General features: G+C 56.9%; 12 protein-coding genes. 3 read left to right on the top strand and 9 right to left on the bottom strand.

The window, feature by feature from the left end; all coding sequences use genetic code 11:
• Nucleotides 1-3 precede the first annotated feature (3 nt).
• Together solA and PSR63_RS04150 are read left to right on the top strand one after the other, a co-directional pair.
• Complete coding sequence (solA, locus tag PSR63_RS04145) at nt 4-1,131, top strand: N-methyl-L-tryptophan oxidase (RefSeq protein WP_274330987.1); 1,128 nt, start codon at nt 4-6, stop codon at nt 1,129-1,131.
• Between the two features lie 113 nt (nt 1,132-1,244).
• Nucleotides 1,245-2,831 (top strand): GumC family protein, encoded by a 1,587-nt coding sequence (locus PSR63_RS04150; protein WP_274330989.1) that lies wholly within the window; start codon nt 1,245-1,247, stop codon nt 2,829-2,831.
• A 16-nt stretch (nt 2,832-2,847) separates the two neighbouring features.
• On the opposite strand, the gene PSR63_RS04155 is transcribed toward PSR63_RS04150, so the two are convergent.
• Complete coding sequence (locus PSR63_RS04155) at nt 2,848-3,846, bottom strand: ThuA domain-containing protein (protein ID WP_274330991.1); 999 nt, start codon at nt 3,844-3,846, stop codon at nt 2,848-2,850.
• Nucleotides 3,847-4,010: 164 nt separating this feature from the next.
• Between PSR63_RS04155 and PSR63_RS04160 the strand changes: the two genes are divergently transcribed.
• Nucleotides 4,011-6,458 (top strand): PVC-type heme-binding CxxCH protein, encoded by a 2,448-nt coding sequence (locus PSR63_RS04160; protein WP_274330993.1) that lies wholly within the window; start codon nt 4,011-4,013, stop codon nt 6,456-6,458.
• Nucleotides 6,459-6,612: 154 nt separating this feature from the next.
• Here PSR63_RS04160 and PSR63_RS04165 read toward each other — a convergent pair whose 3' ends face one another.
• The 8 genes from PSR63_RS04165 to recA all read right to left on the bottom strand — a co-directional run bounded on the left by PSR63_RS04165 (nt 6,613) and on the right by recA (nt 16,891).
• Nucleotides 6,613-8,022, bottom strand: a complete 1,410-nt coding sequence (locus tag PSR63_RS04165) for an undecaprenyl-phosphate glucose phosphotransferase (protein WP_274330994.1) — start codon at nt 8,020-8,022, stop codon at nt 6,613-6,615.
• A gap of 208 nt (nt 8,023-8,230) precedes the next feature.
• Nucleotides 8,231-9,727 (bottom strand): hypothetical protein, encoded by a 1,497-nt coding sequence (locus PSR63_RS04170; protein ID WP_274330996.1) that lies wholly within the window; start codon nt 9,725-9,727, stop codon nt 8,231-8,233.
• A gap of 91 nt (nt 9,728-9,818) precedes the next feature.
• Nucleotides 9,819-10,340, bottom strand: coding sequence for a thiol peroxidase (tpx, locus tag PSR63_RS04175; protein ID WP_274330998.1), 522 nt, complete (start codon nt 10,338-10,340; stop codon nt 9,819-9,821).
• A gap of 258 nt (nt 10,341-10,598) precedes the next feature.
• Nucleotides 10,599-10,817, bottom strand: a complete 219-nt coding sequence (locus PSR63_RS04180; RefSeq protein WP_274331000.1) for a BON domain-containing protein — start codon at nt 10,815-10,817, stop codon at nt 10,599-10,601.
• Nucleotides 10,818-11,044: 227 nt separating this feature from the next.
• Complete coding sequence (locus tag PSR63_RS04185) at nt 11,045-11,398, bottom strand: hypothetical protein (RefSeq protein WP_274331002.1); 354 nt, start codon at nt 11,396-11,398, stop codon at nt 11,045-11,047.
• 397 nt (nt 11,399-11,795) lie between these two features.
• A complete protein-coding gene (locus tag PSR63_RS04190) occupies nt 11,796-12,215 on the bottom strand; it encodes a hypothetical protein (protein ID WP_274331004.1) in 420 nt (139 codons plus the stop codon).
• 289 nt (nt 12,216-12,504) lie between these two features.
• Entirely contained in the window at nt 12,505-15,324 is a 2,820-nt protein-coding gene (gene alaS / locus PSR63_RS04195) for an alanine--tRNA ligase (protein ID WP_274331006.1), read from the bottom strand.
• A 430-nt stretch (nt 15,325-15,754) separates the two neighbouring features.
• Entirely contained in the window at nt 15,755-16,891 is a 1,137-nt protein-coding gene (recA, locus tag PSR63_RS04200) for a recombinase RecA (protein WP_274331008.1), read from the bottom strand.
• Nucleotides 16,892-17,037 lie beyond the last annotated feature (146 nt).

A 17,037-nucleotide genomic window follows, 5' to 3' on the forward strand; every position in this document is an offset into this window, starting at 1 on the left:
GCCATGCTCACGTGCGACGTTGCTGTAGTTGGAATCGGCGGCGTCGGCAGCGCGGCGGTCGCGTCTCTGGCGAAAGCCGGCGCAAACGTCATTGGCCTCGATCGCTTCTCGCCGCCACACATTCACGGCAGTTCGCACGGCCAAACGCGTGTCATTCGCATGGCCTACTTCGAACATCCAGACTACGTCCCACTGCTCCGCCAGGCCTACCGCGGCTGGAGCGATCTGGAACAAGCCACCCGACGCCAGCTCTACTACCCGACCGGCGTGCTTCAAATAGGCCCTGAATCAGGCGAAGTGATTGCCGGTACGCTGCATAGTGCCCAGGAACATCAACTGGCAATCCAACGTTTTGCGTACGACGAAATCGCCAGCGAGTTTCCCGGGGTAGTTCCCCCAGAAGATTGCATTGGCATTCTGGAACGCGATGCAGGCTACTTACTGGTGGCCGACTGCATTGCAGCCTACTTGGACCAAGCCAGGCAGCACGGGGCAACCATCAAGACGGACTCGCCGGTTCAATCCTGGACACGAACGGGCGACACGTTTGAGCTGCGAACCGACACCGAAGTCATTCAAGCCAAGCAGTTGGTCGTGTGCGGCGGAGCCTGGGCTACGCAGCTCCTGGCCGATCTCAACGTACCGATGACCATCCTGCGGAAGCACTTATACTGGTACGAGAACGAGGCCCCTGCCTACACCAGCGAGTCTCAGTTTCCGGTCTTTCTGCTTGAGACTCCCCAGGGCATCTACTACGGATTCCCTCAGCTGGACAGCGAAGGAGTCAAACTGGCCCGGCATGATGGAGGCGAACCGATCCCGGCGGCCGATCGGCAACACCAACAGGAAGACGCCGCCGATCGTCAGGCCGTCGAAGCCTTCACGGCGGGTCACCTTCCGCTGCTCTCCCAGAACCTGGTCCGCCGCGAGGCGTGCATGTACACGGTCACGCCTGACCATCACTTTCTCGTCGGGACGCATCCCGAGCACGAGGGTCTGCACTTCGCGGCAGGCCTTTCCGGGCATGGCTTCAAATTCGCTTCGGCCCTGGGTGAGATCCTTTGCGACCTGGCAATAACAGGCCAGACGAGCTCGCCGATCGAGTTTCTTTCTCCGCGACGATTCTCTTAAATCGCGTCCCCTTTCCATAACGGCGACCTAGATTTGGATACGTGTTTCGCTGCGCACCTGCGCACGCGTCGGACAATCGATACAACCGCTGCAATCCGCATTCGGAAGTCGCCATGAGCCAGCTTCAGTTACCACCTCAAGTTAAGCAGTACACCGATCTCCTTCGTAAACAGTGGAAGCTGTGGGTGCCGGTGGCCGTTGGCTGTTTTCTTTTGGCGGCAACGTATTCGCTGGTGAAGCCCGATCAGTGGCAAGCCACGCAGTCGGTTTTGTTGCGTGACGAAGCAGCCGGTCAGCTGAGCGGCCAAGGCCGCTTCGACAGCATCGATACGATGAAAGCGGCTCAAGAGATGGTGGTCGAAGTGGCCCGTAATCAAGCGGTGCTGGAAGCGACCCTCAAGCAGGTTGGGCCTCCGCTGGGCAGCCGCATCAAAGGAGAGTGGCCGTCGCTAACCGAAGTGGAATCACTGCGAAAGAACGTGAAGGTCAGCCCACCCAACGGTGCCGAATTTGGCACAACGGAAGTGCTGCACCTTTCAGTCGATGCCGACAATCGCGAGCGAGCCGTCCTTTTGGCTTCGACCCTTTGCCAACAGATGGACATCGCCCTGAAGAACATCCGCAACCGACGCGCCGACAGCGTGATCGCTGAACTTGAGAATGCCGAATTGTTGGCCCAGCAGGAGCTTGCCCGGGCAACCGAGGCGCTCAAAGCTCAGGAAACGAAGGTCGGAAGTGACCTGGGTGAACTACGCAGCCTGAACGATGCCAACTCCGGCGATGGCAACCTCCGCAATGCCTGGAATCAGATCAAGCAGCAGATCCGCGACGGCGAGGCCGAACTGGTCAAGCTGGACGAACAACTGAACATCCTCAAGGCCGCCCAGAACGATCCCGAACATCTGATCGCCACGCCGAATCAGCTGCTGGAAAGCCAGCCTTCGCTTCGTCGATTGAAGGACGGCCTGGTCGACGCTCAACTTCGTACGTCGCAGTTGATGGGCAAGATGAGCAAGTCGCACCCGCAAGTCCTCTCGGCGGTTGCCGCGGAACAAGAGGTTCGTGGCAAGCTACGAGGCGAATTGGAGATTGCCGTCCGTGGTGTTCAGGCGGACCTGCAGCTGCAACGCTCGCGACTGAAATCGATCAATAGCCAAGAGGCCGACGTTCGCGAGCGACTCGATTCGCTGGCATCGATTCGCGCCGGCTACGCCAACCTGGTGGCCGACGTCGACAAGTGTACGCTCGTCCTACGAACCGCTCACGAGCAGCTGGCCGATGCCAAGGCCAACAAGCGAGCATCGGAAACTTCCAGCCTGATTACCCGCATCGATCAGCCCACGACCGGCGAGTACCCGTTAGGTCCTGGCAAAACGGTCATCGCAGGCAGCGGTCTGTTGGGTGGCTTGATCCTGGGCATTGGGATCGTGGTGCTGCTTTCGCCCATGCCAGGCAGCCAGGGTCGCCGCTGGACCGATCGTCTTTGGGGACGCCGCTCGACCGATACTTCCACCGCACCCAGTGCCGGGGATCGTCGATCGGCTCCGCGAACTGCCGAGCCGCCGGTTAATCCAGATGCCCCAGGCCGAGGTCGTCGTGCGACCGATCAAACCCCGCAGGCAACTTATCCAGAAGTCGATCGCCGCACTGGCTTCGACCGACGTGGAACGGCCGCGCCCGGAGATCGGCGCGGCCAGTAGAGAACGCGTCTAATGCTTAGTTCCCTTGGAAGTCCGCTGGCTTCAGGCCCTTCTTGAAGCCATTGAAACCGTAGAAGCTCGGGTCGTATTCGCCAACGATGCTGACATCGAGATCCGGCGTGATCTTGTCTTCCAGACCTACAAGGTCAAACGCGGCGTTCACGATAACACGGCGACCGTCTTCACTGACGAAGTCGATTGCGCTGCCGAAGGTACTGCACACGGAGGTACCTTTCTCGCCACCTTTCAGCTGATAAGGCATCGTCCAGACGATCGGCATCATGGGATCGTTCTTCTTCCCTTCCACCGCTTCGTCTTCTGGCTTCATTCCTTTGAGCACCGAGCCGTACAACAGCACCGTCGCGTCTTCCGGCAGGTTGCGAATCCCGTACACGTCGGTCGGACCCCAGACGTCATCGACACCACGCAGGATCGGATTGTCTTTGGCCTCTTCGTTGATCACACCGCGGGTACTTTCTCCCTTGTGACGACCATGGTGACTGACCCAGGTTTCGCCGAGCACCTGCTTACCGAAGCCCCCTTGGTTGTTGAAGCTATACGAGTTGAACTTGGCGTCCTTAGGAATGTTGAACGCGTGAGTCGCCGTACGAATCCCGATGACCGGCTTGCCTGCTTTCAGGTAGTCGTCGATGACCTGCATGTCTTCATCAGGCAGGTTGCGGAAGCGGGTCATGATGATGCACAGATCGGCTGACTTCAGCTTCTCGATGCCAGGGATGTTTTTCTGATTGTTCGGATCGACCGTGCCATCTTCCGGGTTGATCGAGAACAAGACCGTGCAGTCGAAACCGTGATGCTTCGACAGAATACCTGCCAGCATGGGCAAGGCTTCTTCCGAGCGGTACTCTTCGTCGCCACTGATGAGCACGATGTGCTTCCCTTTGCCAGGACCATCGCCACCCTCGTAGGTGAGCATGGTTTCGTCGGCAGAAGCCACAGACAGCGGAGTTAACACCAGAGCAACAAGCGCGAGCCAGGCGATATTGAATTTCATGGAGAATTCCTGAAGGGGTGAATCGGGAGGTGGGAAGTCGTGAATCAGTTCGGTTATAATCGAAATCAATCCACATTTCACCGCTTCCGCGCGATCAATTCTCACGAATTTGTCGCTGTGTTGATCCTCCCGCCCTTGCTCACGCTTCTCGCGAAAGATTCGTCATGCCTCGATTACTGTCGCTCGCTCTGGGTCTGATTTTATTACTGGGATTTACGGATATTCTTAGCGCCGAAAAGCCTAAGGTTCTCGATCCGCGGCTTGAGCTGGAACTGATTGCCGAGCAGCCTGACATCGTGACGCCGATTGGTATCACCTTCGATTCCGACGGGGCGCTGCTGGTGATTGAATCGCACACACATCATCGCAAGCCGGACTACCAAGGCCCACCCAAGGATCGCATCCGTCGCTTTGCTGACACAGACGGCGATGGCAAGTTCGATACGTGGAGTACCTTCTACGAAGGGACCGAGGCCACGATGAGCATCCTTTCCGCAAAGGATGGCACTGTTTATGTTGCGACACGGATGGAAGTCTTTCGTCTTCGCGATACTAACGGTGACCATGTCGCCGACAAGCGGGAAGAGATTGCCCATCTGGAAACGGCTGGACGGTATCCACACAACGGGCTGGCCGGTCTGACCATCGGCCCCGACAGCCTGCTGTACTTCGGACTGGGTGAAAACCTGGGCGAGCCTTACGCATTGGTCGGCAGCGACGGCACCAAACTTTCCGGTGGTGGCGAAGGCGGAACCATCTATCACTGCAATTTGGATGGCAGCGATCTACAGCTCATGGCGACCGGCGTATGGAATCCTTTCGGCATGATCTTCGATCCGGCCGGACGTTTGTATATGGTCGACAACGACCCCGACAGCCGCCCACCTTGTCGGCTTCTGCATATCGTCCCTGGTGGCGACTATGGTTATCAGTTCCGTTACGGGCGAACGGGCGTTCATCCGCTGCAAGCCTGGAATGGCGAACTGCCAGGCACACTGCCAATGGTAGCCGCGACCGGCGAAGCCCCCAGCGGCGTGACGTGGTACCACGGCGAATTATGGGGTACCAGCTGGGGCGATCATCGCATCGAAACCTTTCGCCTCGGCAACAATGGAGCAAGTGTGCAGGCAACGTTCCAGACGGTCGTGCAAGGAGATCACAACTTTCGCCCGGTCGATTTTGCGATCGCTCCGGACGGATCGCTCTACTTCACCGACTGGGTCGACCGCAGCTATCCAGTGCACGGCAAGGGACGCATCTGGCGTTTGACTTGGAAGGAGAAGCCTGCCCCGAGCGAGGCGTTACCCCTTTCCACTGCGGAAGAGGAAGCGAAGGAACTGCGGAAGTCCCCTACCCTGGCAGCACTTGAGTACGACGATCCGTTCCTGCATCAGGCCGCCGTCTATGGCTTTTCGCAGCGTGGCGTCGACATGCCGCTGGAAATCTGGAAAGAACTGCCCACGGGCGCACAGCGTTTGGGAATTCTCGAAGCGTATCGTTGGTCATTTGACACCAAGCAGGCCGAGGCTCCTCTACCGTTGCTTCGCGCCGCGCTGGACGATCGCGACGATCTTGTTCGCATTTATGCGATGCGGTGGATCGCCGATACGCAGGCCAAGAATTTTCTACCGCAGCTGAAAGAACGTCTTCAATCGCACACGCCGAGCGTTCGTGAGTTTCCCGTTTTGCTGAGCACCATTTCATGGCTCGAATCAGGCAGCGTGGGCGGCCGCAATGAGATTCTCGAACAACAGACGTTGGCCAACATTATTCGGGACGAGAAGCAGTCGACGGCGTTACGGACGCTGGCTCTCAAACTGATCGATCCCCACAGCAAACAGCTCAGCGACGATACGCTCCAGGCATTAGCCCAATCCGCCGACAAGGACCTGGCCCGGCAGACGCTGCAGGTACTTTACCTTCGCGGCACCGAGCACGGCGAGAAGGTGGCAACTGAAATCGCCCTGAATGCTGACCGCAATCCCCAAGTACGCGCGATGGCAATCGTCGGGCTGTCTGATCACGCGAACGTTCACCTGGAAACGCTGCAGAAACTGGCGGCCGACGAAAACGAAACGGTTCGCCAAGAAGCCAATCGCACGCTCGATGCGGATACGGTTGCCAATCCGATTTCTCCCGAGAAACTGGACCAATGGTTGGCTGCGATTGAGGGCGAAGCGGATGTCGAGGCAGGACGCCGTACGTTTCTTTCGTCCCAAGGAGGTTACTGCATTCGCTGTCACCGGTACGACGGCAGCGGCGCGGACGTAGGGCCCGACCTGACCTACATCGGCCAACGCATGACACGCAAGCGTCTGCTGGAATCGATCCTCCAACCCAGCCAGGAAATCGCTCCGATGTACGTCCCCAAAGTCTTGCTGACTGACGACGGGCGATTGCATATCGGCTATCCAATTACCGACCCTAGCGTGAACGAAAGACGTCTCTTCGTCGACACGGCCGGGAAGCGGTTCGAGCTTGATCCCGAAGCCATCGAAGAGGAACGCGACTCGAACAAGTCGATCATGCCCGAAGGGTTTCAGCAGGTACTTTCGCCCGCGGAAATGCGTGACTTGATCGGGTTTCTGATGGAAACGAGCGACGCGAAATAGCAGCGTACTCTTGTCCCCTCTCCCTTCCCAAGGGAGAGGGCTAGGGTGAGGGTTGGGAAGCGGGTACCTGGATCGCCCCTCACCCTAACCCTCTCCCCAAAGGGGCGAGGGGACAGAATCTATTGGGCGAGCATTTCCCTTTAGGTCGATTCGCTTAGTATGCGTTCTTGCGTCCCAGCACCACCCAAACGGTCTCGAATAGAATTCGCAGGTCGAGCCAGATGCTCCACGTGCGGATGTACTCGTGGTCGCACTGAACACGGCGTTCCATCTTTTCAACGGTGTCTGTTTCGCCACGCCAGCCGCGGACCTGAGCCAGGCCAGTAATACCGGGTTTGACCTTGTGACGCAGCATGTAGTGATGGATCAGCTTGCGATACTGTTCGTTATGTGCCGAAGCATGCGGACGCGGCCCCACCAACGACATCGTCCCGGACAATACGTTGAATAGCTGCGGCAGTTCGTCGATCGAAGACTTCCGCAGAAAGCCACCGATCGGCGTCAGCCGGCTATCGTTCTTCTGGGCTTGCTTGACATTGGGACCATCTTCGCAAACAGTCATGCTGCGAAACTTCCAGACCAGGATCTCTTGCCCGTCCAGACCATAGCGACGCTGACGGAAGAAGACAGGCCCCTTGGAAGTCAACTTCACCGCCAAGGCGACCAGCGCCATTGGGATCGACAACAACAGCAGTGCCAGCGATGCCAGGATGATATCGCTGACTCGCTTCAGGACACCGTCGACGCCCAACAGTGGGTTTTCGTAAACGCTGACCACCGGCAAGCCGCGAATATCAGACCAGCGCGAGTGCAGGATCTCGAACACGAAGAAGTCTGGCACGATGTAAACCGAGGCGGTCGTGTCCCCAAGATGGTTCAGTACGTTGCGAATACGTGATTCGGCACGCATGGGGAACGTAATGTAAATGCGATGCACGTCACCACGCTTAGCCGCTTCGACCAGGTCGTGCAGGTTTCCGACGCAAGCCCCAAGGCTATCGGGAATTTCCGGCAAACGTTCGCTCGGGCGGTCGTCGTAAAAACCGGCGACTCGCATTCCCAGGTCAGGCGTATCTTTGATGTTTTGAGCAAGTTGAATACTGAGTTCATTCACTCCGACGATCGCCACGCCATGCTGATTCATCCCGCTGGCCAACATCCAACGGAGCACCGTACGGATGATCATCCGCGAGACAGTAAGCAGGAGCGGCGTGATCAAAAACCACGAAACGAGCGTGTAGCGATTGAACGGGTGATCGTAACGAAAGACGGTAGCCAGCAGGACAAGTAGCGCAAGTGACACCGCCCAGGTCATTGCTCCACACCAGACTTCTCGTTCGGTGGAAACACCCCGCCAGTTGCGATAGACGCCTGTGAATTCGGCCACCACATAAAAGATGGCCAACGCGGCCGCCACGGCCAGTTGATGATCACCAACCGGAGTACCGCCAGACCACATGACGGCCAGGATCATCCCCACGATGATCGCCGCCGCATCTGCTACACGGTAGAGACCATCGAGGAGGGTCGATTTATGTTGAATTTGTCGAAGTGGATTGCTCATCGCGGTTGCCTGACGTCAAGGCGCATGCGCCCCTGGGATTCGAATTCAGGCAAATATAGGTCAGCCCCCTCAGCCGCGGAAAGAAATACAATCGGCCAGCTATGATCTCGCAGAACACCGTTAGCGAGTGTAGCGATCGCAACGATTATTCATGGCCCAATCACGTTCTTATCCCCCTCGCCCCTCGCGGGAGAGGGGGCAGAACATGCTAAAGATCAACCGCTTCGCTCAGGTCGATTTCAATCTCGGGCGCGGCTGGGTCTTGGTTATCTCCTGGCGGGGCATCGGAACCTTCGGCTGCCTCTTGGGCTCGTTTCAGAAGTCGCTTAAACAGACCTTCCCGTGGGGCTGCCTCCGGATCGGTCGTGTTTTGCTCGCCTTGCTTGGCCTCGCGTCGCTCACGCATTTGATCCAGCAGGCCCCCTTCGCGATTGGCGTTTTCCAGCAGCGAGCCAGCCATGTTGAGGATGCCATCTACGTCGATCTCGCCCTCTTCCCCTTCGAGATCGAGCTTGATCTGATCGTTGTTAAGAAAATCACGCAGCGTTGATTCGGCGGTTGCCATCAGCGACTGACCGAGACGATCTTTGTCGATAATTGGCTGATCAAGCGTACCGACAATCGGGATTTCGATCGTCTTACCTCGCAGTGCCGACAGGAGCGGACGCGGGAGTTCGCCCTCCTCGAGTTCCTCCACGGGATCGAGCGGCATCGGTATTTCGGCGATCAGATTAAGGGACTTATCGAGGCCCACGAACCCGCGTGTCCGCACACGCAAGTTGCCGATGCCGAAGTCGAGCCCTTCGTGATAGACCTGTTTATCGGCGAGTTCGAAGTTGATCGTGCAGTCGGAAAAGACTTCCACCGACGGCCCGAGGCCGATGAACTCGGTGATCTTCTTCACCAGCGGCGTTTTACCGGTGAGCCGGGCCTTGTGAATCGTCATTTGGCCTTTGCCGACCGAACTCTGACGATCGGCCAACGGAACGCGAATGTCCGAGAGCGACAGCGAGACCTCTCCGTCGACCTGGGTCACGCCGGTGACGATCGGGGCGACGAACTTGAGCATGTCGTCGCACATCTCTTGGGTCATTGCCTGGTGGTCCATCAGGGTCGCTTCGGGAATGAGCAGCGATGGCCCTTCTTCTTCGCTACGACCAGGACGTAGCTGGGCGAGGAAGCCGATATTTTCAAATCCCCAGGGTTTCTCTGCCCCTGGCTTCTTGACCTGTAGCGTGGCATCGATCACCCGCACGTCGATCGTTCGCTGTAGCGCGGCTTCGACTTGTTCCTGGTCCAAGGAAGGGGCATCCCCGGCTCCATCGGTGACCAGGTCGGCCTCTTCGTTAGGCAATTCGACCACGATCAGCGGCTCTTCGATCGTGAGATTCCCAAGTTGGCGCGGCTTGGTGATCAGTTGGAAGAGAGTCACATCGTTGGCGATCCGCGGAACACCGACGTTGTACTTGCCTTCGTTTTGCTGAATCCGAAGGTTGCCAATTTCGGTCGGGCGAAACCACCCCACGGAAACCGAGCCGACCGAAACGGCGACTTCTTTGCCGTTAAAGAGATGATTCAACAGAAAGCTACGCACCGGCCCATAGCCGATGAGCATGGGAGCCGCGAGCACCAAGACGATCAGCAGTACGATCACACCGCTGGCAAACCCGAGCAACTTGCCCCAATGCTTTTTCAGAAAATTCATGGCGTGACATCCGGAAGTGTTCGCCCAGCCCGCCGATCGCGCCGCGTCCCCTCACCCGGCTTGCGAGAGAGGGGACTGGCGATAGGTTGACTTACAGGGCCGAATTCAACGCGGCCAAGGCAGCGTCGTAGTTAGGTTCTTCGGTCACTTCCTTGCAAGTTTCAGCATAGACGACCTTGCCGTCCTTATCGAGAACAAACGTGCCGCGAGCCAGCAGTTTCAGCTCATCGATCAGCATGCCGTAGTTGTTGCCGAAGCTGCGATCCTGGTAATCGCTGTACTGCTTGATGTTCTCGATGCCTTCGGCACCGCAGAAACGATTTTGAGCGAATGGCAAGTCCAGGCTGATGGTCAGGGCGTTGATCTTGTCGCCGAGGTCGCCCAGCTTTTCGTTGAACTTCTTGGTCTGCGTTTGGCAAACGCCGGTGTCCAGCGAAGGAACAACGCTCATGATGGTGGGCTTGCCCTTGACGTCGGCCACGGTGATGGCGGTCAGGCCTTCTGGGCCGAAGGCGTGCAGCTTGAAGTCAGGAGCGTCCTGACCAACTGTCACTTCTTCGCCGACCAGGGTCATGGGGTTGCCTTTGAACGTAATCGCTGCGGGGCGGCTCATGGAACTTCCTCTTCTAATGAATGTTGCCGTTGGCAAGTGGGTTTCAAACAAAGGCGCATTGTGACGCGCCGCCGGGGGTGTTTGAAGAGGGCGTCGCCTGTATGGCGAGTTTTCAGTTTGAAGTGTTCCGTTTTCAGGAAGAAATCAGGGCAGGCCCATTCGAAATGAAAAATGCCACCCGGCTTGCACCTGGTGGCATTTTCACTTTATGGGAATGGATCGTTGACCGTTGATCTTCGTCCGAAGAATGCGGACCGATTAACGCCAATCGACTTCCAGTTGATTTTCAACTTCATGAACCCCGTCCAAGCGGCGAACCGTTTCCTGGGCCATCTGCTTATGAAAATAGCTGCCCACGCGTCCCTTCAAAACGACGCGACCTTCGCTGTCTTCCACTTCAAGGTGGCGACCAGGAAAGTGGGGGCTGGCGGACAGGGCCTGGTGAACATTACTCGCAATCGCGGTCATGTCTTGCATCACGGGTGCCTCACGATGGGGAATGAGATGGGGGAATTCGCATGGAAGTGCTATCACTGCTATCGGAGATTCCCTTAGGCTAACCTCAACGGATTTTCCGTCCGGACTGCCAAGCCGACCGAAACGATACCGGCTGGTCCGGTTGTAACGATTACCAAGCATCCTCCTGGTTCCCTCGCCCCTGGGAGGGGAGGGGCGAGCAGGCAAGAGGGTTGATCTCTCTGGCTTTACCAAACGCTCCCAGGCTTTCCGTGCCGGTAATCTGACCCTAGAGAGGCAACGTAACTACACATCACGCGATAAGAGCTCTTTTCAGCCGTTTCATCGACGAATCCCACTAAGCGAAACTCATGGTTCACCAGGTAGTCAAAGTAGCCGGGAAGATCATTGCCGTCTTCTAGAGCGTCAATTTCATCAAGTCCGATTGATTCATCGAGAGACTTGAAATCCAAGGCCGTCAGCTGAGAGCAATCCAGCAATTCCTCTTGCTCTTTTTTGCCGAGTGCATCCCACCATCGTTTGACGGGCACAAGCTCGACGGGAGTTAGCGATTCGGAAATATCCGCTGGAAGTTCGTTCATCGAATTCGGAGAGCAATCTAGATCGCTGGCAATTGGAAACGAAAACGAGAAGTCCACTATCGAAAGCGTAAACTAAGCCGACCAGACTGAACAGCAGAAAGACAAGTACCTTGCCAGGCATCGCTTTTCATTTAACTGGCTAAGCTCGAGGGAAACTCGCTGCTGTAGGAGATCCATCGTCGAAAACCGTCTCGGCATACCTTATACGTTTGTCGATGACAATCTACTTCCTGCGAATCGGAACCGACCGCGTCATCTGTTCCCAAGCCATGGTCCTCGCTCGTGAGAGCTCATTCGGACCAATAACAATGCCGGTAATCGAGAGGACACGAGAAGAATCTGATTTGGCATTTCACGTGTTCGGTCAACACTTGGCTCGATGCCGGCGTGATCCCCTTCACCCGCGCACGTAGTCATCCCAATCATCTTCCGGCTCTTCTAGAACACGTTCCTCGTAGTCATCTGGAATCTTATCGAGTGCAGCGGGAAGCCACTCTCCTTTTGACTTTCGATAGCACTTTTTACGATAGGCGAACTTCTTGACGATGCTTTCGATCTCTTTCAGCAGATTCGTCTTTTCGTACCAGATCGATCCGCATTCGCCGCATCCCCAGTAGGGGTCTTCTTTCTTTTTGCCCTCGACGTAGTCAACGAGGCCAGAACATCCCGAAACCGGGCAACGATACTGGGGCTTGGAGATAACCGTACCTTCCTTACCAGCGACGACCGCGGAAGGATTAATCTTCGTATATTCATGACAACGAGGGCATTCGATGCCCAACTCTGTCCACTTACTCTTGGCGCACCTTCGAATCATATCCGCCTGCTTCGTTTTCAGCGGATAGAATCGTTCGCCGCATTCCTCACATACTGCTGAAGACATCGGGGACCTCCGCGATCATAAATCGCAGCATTGACAAGTATTAGAAGGCTCTGCCTTTGAAGTACAAGCGGCAATAGATTCCGCCCAAAGCCGGAGTGTAGCCAGTGCTTTGGGGCTTGTCACATAGATTTCGGCGCAGATGAACAAGCGATGCTCATCAAAGGCAAGGACCCCAGCTAAGCAGACTACCGGGATCCTGGTTCGATCTGAGTAACCGGATTGGTTACGCAAACAGCGATTTAGCTAACTCTTCCGCTTTAGCCATAGCCGCCGGAATCTGCGAGGCATCCTTACCACCGGCTTGGGCCATGTCAGGACGTCCGCCACCCTTTCCACCGACGACCGCGGCTGGTTCTTTGACCCAGTCGCCAGCCTTCTTGCCGCTGTCGACCAGCGACTTGCTGAGCCCGGCGACAATGGTGACCTTGCCTTCTTCGGCAGCGGCGAACAGCATGACGGCCGAAGACTCGGTGCTTTTGCGGATCTGGTCGATCAGTTGACGCATGAGGTTGGCATTGGCACCGGGCACGTCGGCGACGACGACACTGGTGTCGCCGACCTTGGTAGCCTTGGCCAGCAGGTCATCGCCCGAGAGCGTGCCGGACTTCTCTCGTTCGGCCAACTGATGTTTCAGCTTGTCAACTTCGTGGTAAAGGGTTTCGACACGTTCAGCCGACTCGAACAGTGGGCTGTTCAAGAGGCGAGCCGATTCCTTCAACATCTCTTTGCGATGATAGTAATCGACGTCCGCACCACTGTACGGCTTGATCTCGGCCGGAGCTTCCGGTGCTTTGCCACTACCGTTGACGGCCTTCTTCAAGTCACGCACGTAACCGGTCAAGCTACGGACGGCTTCGGGGATGTTGGGCACGTCGCACTTGAGTGTCTTGGCCATCGCGTCGAGCGAGTGATCGACCTTTTCGCGGTACTCCTTCGCCTTTTCACCGGTCAGGGCAATGATACGACGCACGCCAGCGGAGACGCTTTCTTCGCTGATCACCTCGAACGCTTCGACCTGCTTGGTATCAGTCAGGTGCGTACCACCGCACAGTTCGCGGCTGAAGTCACCCATGGTGACCATGCGAACCGGGTCGGGGTACTTCTCGCCGAAGAGCATCATTGCACCCAGTTCGCGGGCTTTGGCCAGCGGAACCGTTTCCCATTTGACCGTACCACCGTCGACGACCTTCGCGTTCACGTCGGTTTCGATGGTGGTCAACTGATCGAGAGCAATCGGTTCCATGTTGGTGAAGTCGAACCGGAGGAGGTCGTCTTCGACTTTGGAGCCTTGCTGTTGAGCGTGCGAACCGAGTGTCTTCTGCAACGCATGATGCAGAATGTGCGTGGCCGAGTGAGCCCGCTTGATAGCCGCGCGACGTGCATTGTCGACTTCGGCCTTGGCAGTGGTGTCGGTCGTGATCGTTCCCTTGGCGAGGTAACCTTCGTGCAGGAACAGGTCGCTGTCCTTCTGCGTGTCGGTCACGATGAACTCGAAGTCACTTGAGTAGATGCGACCGGTATCGCCAACCTGACCGCCTGACTCACCGTAAAACGGTGTCTTGTCGAGGACGACGATCATGTGGTGCTCGGGTCCGGTCGTGCTGCACTCGTCGACCAGTTGCGACTCATCGTCCCCTTCCGCAGCGGTCACGATCCCTTTGATCGTCACCTCGGTGGCTTCGTTGTCGTAACCGATAAACTCCGTCGAGCGCACCGAATTCTTGAGCGACTCGATTGGCCCCGTTTCGAAGAGCTTCACCTGGTCGCCGCCAGATCGCTCGCCGAACTCTTCCATTGCCTTCTTGTAGCCGACCCAGTCGAACGTGAAGCCATGTTCGATAGCGACCTGCTCGAACAGTTCCGGCGGGAAGCCAAACGTTTGGTAAAGTTCAGCCGCTTCGTCACCGTTGACCACAGTGCGATTGGCCGAACGCATGCCAGCAAAGATCTTTTCGCTGCGGGCAATGCCGTCATCCAGCGAGTGCAGGAAGTTTTCTTCTTCGCTCTTGATGACGTTCTTCACGCGTGTGACCGAATCTTGCAGATCCGGGTAAGGCGTCTTCATCATCTCGACAATCTTGTCGACCAGTTGGTAAGCGAAGGCCTGGTGCATGCCCATCTGGTGACCATCGAGCACGGCCCGGCGAAGCAATCGACGGATGACGTACTTCTCTTTGTTGGCACCTGGGTAAACGTTCTCGTGAACGGCCATCGTACAGGCGCGGATGTGATCGGTGATACGACGCAGGCGACGACCGTTATCGGAAGCCGGATCGTACTTCACACCACAGATCTCGCCGGCCGCTTCCACGATCGGACGCAGGATGTCGATGTGGTAGTTAGTGCTGACGCCCTGCAGGGTAGCCGCGGTACGTTCGAGCCCCATCCCGGTATCGATGTTCTTGCTGGGTAGCGGTTCAAGGTTATCTGGCGGATCGCCCACGCGATTGAACTGCGTGAAGACGAGATTCCAGATCTCGACCTTCTCACCACCGTCTTTCGGGTTGAAGTAGATTTCGCTACACGGACCACAAACGCCGTCGGGGCCTTGGCTGGGTGCACTGGCCGGCCAGAAGTTTTCGTCTTCGTCCAGGCGTTCAATGCGGCTGAATGGCAGGCCGATCTTTTCGTGCCAGATGTTGGCAGCTTCGTCGTCATCCTTATAGACGGTGACGCTCAGCTGAGCGGGATCGATCGCGAGCCACTTCTTGTCGGTTAGAAACTCCCAGGCCCAGTGAATCGCATCTTCTTTGAAATAGTCGCCAAAGCTAAAGTTGCCCAGCATTTCAAAGAACGTGTGGTGATAGGCGGTACGACCGACATTGTCGATGTCGCCGGTACGCAGACACTTCTGGCAAGTCGTGGCCTTGGTGAAGTCGAGCTTCACGCGACCGAGGAAGTGATCTTTAAACTGGTTCATCCCGGCCGGGGTAAAGAGAACCGAGGGGTCCCAGGTGGGAACCAGAACGTCGCTCGGGCAACGGGTGTGTCCTTTGGTCTCGAAAAAGCTGAGGTACTTTTCGCGTAGTTCGTCGGTTTTCATTGGGAGCTTAGTTTTCAGTGTTCAGTTTTCAGTGTTCAGCAGGAAAGCCGCTCTGCCGACCTCTTTTCCCAATCGTTGGGACACAAGCCCTTCATGATAAGTTCTTTGCCAATTTGGGCAAAGGTGACTGATTTGGCCAGAAATATGGGCCGCTCAAGAACCAAAACAAGGCCGGCCGTCCCTCTGTGCTGGGACAGCCGACCTCGGAACCCTGTTTTGGTTAGGAGAACGCACGAAAAAGCAAATCCCGAGGGGGACGGAGATCTGCCAGATCTGCCTTGGTGCGATACGGCTCCCAGAACCAGCCGTACCGCAGTGGTTTGTCAAACGGAAAGGAACGTGCGAATCGCTTGCGTTGCTTCACTTCTCGCACCCTACGGCCCACTGGGGAAGTGGACCGGAGCTGAACGTACCCGGGAGGACGGGTCGCTTACAATTCTTCTTCCGGCGGTTCGCCATCAGCTTCCGGACCTGAGACAGGACCGACGACCGGCTCGATAGATTCCATCACCTTCTGCTTGATTTCCTCAGTAATCTCAGGATTCTCAACCAGGAATACCCGAGCCTTCTCCTTACCTTGGCCAAGCTGCATATCGCCATAGCGGAACCAAGCCCCGCTGCGAGCCACGATCTTGTGAGTAAGCCCCAGGTCAAGGACGTCCCCTTCAAAGCTGATGCCATCTTTGTGCATCATGTCGAACTCGGCGACGCGGAATGGCGGGGCAACCTTGTTTTTGACGATCTTCGTGCGGACACGCTGGCCGACTACGTCTTCCCCGTCCTTCAGCTGACCGATGCGGCGAACATCGATACGGCAAGACGAGTAGAACTTCAAAGCACGGCCACCAGGCGTCGTTTCGGGGCTACCGAACATCACGCCGACCTTTTCGCGAATCTGATTGATAAAGATCACGCAGGTCTTAGATTTAGCGATCGCTCCGGTCAGCTTACGCATCGATTGGCTCATCAAGCGGGCCTGGAGACCGACGTGCGAGTCACCGATTTCGCCATTGAGTTCCGCCTTGGGAACCAGGGCAGCCACCGAGTCGACAACGATAATGTCGACCGCGTTCGATTTGACCAGCATCTCGGTGATCTGCATCGCTTCTTCACCGCTGGATGGCTGGCTGACCAGCAATGTTTCTAGCTGCACGCCAAGCTTCTTGGCCCAACTGGGGTCGAGGGCGTGTTCGGCGTCGACAAAAGCAGCGATCCCGCCCAGCTTCTGGGCCTGAGCGACCGCATGGAGGGCGAGCGTCGTTTTACCGCTCGATTCAGGGCCAAACATCTCGATGATTCGCCCACGCGGAATCCCTCGGCCCCCCAGGGCCAGGTCCAGCGAAAGCGATCCGGTCGGGATCCCTTCGATCACCTTATGATTGGTGCCCAGGGGCATGATGGCCCCTTCGCCGAACGATTTCTCGATCTGCGCGAGGGTCGTTTTCAGGGTGGTGTTCCCGGCAAAGACGTCCTTTTTGGCGTCCGCTCCCTTAGAAGCGGTGTCCTTCCCGGACGATTTTCTCTTGGCTGCCATTTTACCGTTGCTCTTGGTTGCGACCGTGACCATTTCTTAGGGCTCCTTTATGCGGAAAGACTGCAGGCACTGCAAGCGGCCTGAAAGTCCAAGTGCACAGATGAACAGTGTACAAATTTGCATCGGCCATGCAATCTTGTTTCTGTGTTGTTTCTGAAATTAATGATCGGTGAGGGGCA

Origin of the sequence: Bremerella sp. P1 (genome assembly GCF_028748185.1) — a bacterium.
Taxonomy (GTDB): Bacteria; Planctomycetota; Planctomycetia; order Pirellulales; family Pirellulaceae; genus Bremerella.